The 778-nt window shown below is 37.2% G+C and carries 1 protein-coding gene; it reads left to right on the top strand.

The annotated features are described in order from the left end of the window. Positions 1–14 precede the first annotated feature (14 nt). The coding region (locus tag QD409_RS35435; RefSeq protein WP_430765036.1) for a thioester domain-containing protein at positions 15–778 on the top strand (764 nt) is incomplete at its 3' end.

Below are 778 nucleotides of genomic sequence, written 5' to 3'. Positions count from 1 at the left end.
AGCTTGATGATCTAATGAAAAAGGGTGTTAAGCAAAAACTTACAGTAGCAACAGCGGTAAAAAGCATTATATTTGGTAAAATCGTAAGTGCTGCGTCTGCTCCAGATATTGAATACCGTGGACAAATTAGTTATGGAGGTTCAATTGTAGGTGATTTTCGAGTTAATGGAGTACAAGCTTTCTGTATTGAACACGAAAAGCCTACTCCTGGTACTGGAGCATCTTATGAGTCTCCTGTTCCCTATAATAATGCTAAGATCCTGAAAGCTTTGTATTATGGCTGGAATGGCCCTGAAAATATATTTGGTAGTGATAAAGCACGCGGTATTGTGGTCACATCATTGGTTTTATCTAGGCTTTACAATGGGGATTATGCAGGTGGTCAAAGTATTTCAGGTTACGATAAACTGTGGGACTTATCTCAAAATGGGTCTGTACCTGATGATGATGTATCAATGTATAGAGAAAAGCTGACAGTAAGCTTTTCTAATGGAGTTCAAAAAACCCAAACTACTAAATTTGAAGCAGATAAATCAAATACTTTAACTTTTACTATTCCTGATGAAGTTAAGTTGATTAATGAGACGGATAACTACTCTAAACGTGGTKGGAAGGTAACAGTTTCTGGTGGGGATTGGTTCTATTTTGAGGCACCTTCAGATTATGCTGGAAAGCTGGATACAGGAAATATTAGAGGTTCTATGAAAGCTTTCCAATCTATAATCTCAGTTCCTAAATCTTCTGGCTATCAAACATTGGGTTATGGAGAATGGTATAC

This window comes from Rhizobium sp. BR 315, assembly GCF_050577975.1.
In the GTDB taxonomy this organism is placed as follows: Bacteria; Pseudomonadota; Alphaproteobacteria; order Rhizobiales; family Rhizobiaceae; genus Rhizobium; species Rhizobium miluonense.
Note: the sequence above shows the minus strand (reverse complement) of the source record. Positions and strands in the feature narration are given on the sequence as shown.